Raw genomic sequence first — 605 nt, forward strand, 5'->3', positions numbered from 1 at the left:
CTTTTGGGGGAAAATTGGCTTACCACAGTCAAAATTTCCGTACCGGAAGAGGACATCTCGCAGATGCAAGTTTCCCACAAACCGTCCGCGGTGTCAGTTTCCTTCGACGAGCCGAACCTCGTGTCCTCGGCCGGGCTGCTGCCGGTGATGACCCTGGCCCGGGACGCCGGGCTCCACGAGCTCGCCGATGAATGGCTGTCGGTGCCGACGGACAAGGGTGCCAATGCCGGGCTGAAGGTCGCGTCCCTGGTCGCCGGGATGGTCGCCGGCGCGGACTCGATCGATGACATGGCCGTGCTGCGCCACGGCGGGATGAAACGGGTCTTCAGTGCCTGTTATGCGCCCTCCACCCTGGGCTCGTTCCTGCGGTCCTTCACGTTCGGGCACGTCCGGCAGCTGGACGCGGTCGCGTCCCGCTTCCTGGCCAATCTGGCATCCAGGGCCCCGCTGCTGGGATCCCCTGGCGCGGAGGACTTCGTGTTCGTGGATGTCGATGACACGATCATCGAGGTCCACGGCTACTCCAAGCAGGGCTCCGGCTACGGATACTCGGGAGTCCGGGGCCTGAATGCCCTGCTGGCCGCCGTTTCCACGAAGGACACCGC

Annotated in this window: 1 protein-coding gene; it reads left to right on the forward strand. The window is 65.0% G+C overall.

Translation table 11 applies throughout. The features are described 5' to 3' along the window. Window positions 1-63: 63 nt before the first annotated feature. Window positions 64-605, forward strand: a 542-nt coding sequence (locus J9611_RS21525) for a transposase family protein (protein WP_504742120.1), incomplete at its 3' end; no start/stop codon positions are given.

Origin of the sequence: Pseudarthrobacter albicanus, assembly GCF_018224015.1 — a bacterium.
GTDB lineage: Bacteria > Actinomycetota > Actinomycetes > Actinomycetales > Micrococcaceae > Arthrobacter > Arthrobacter albicanus.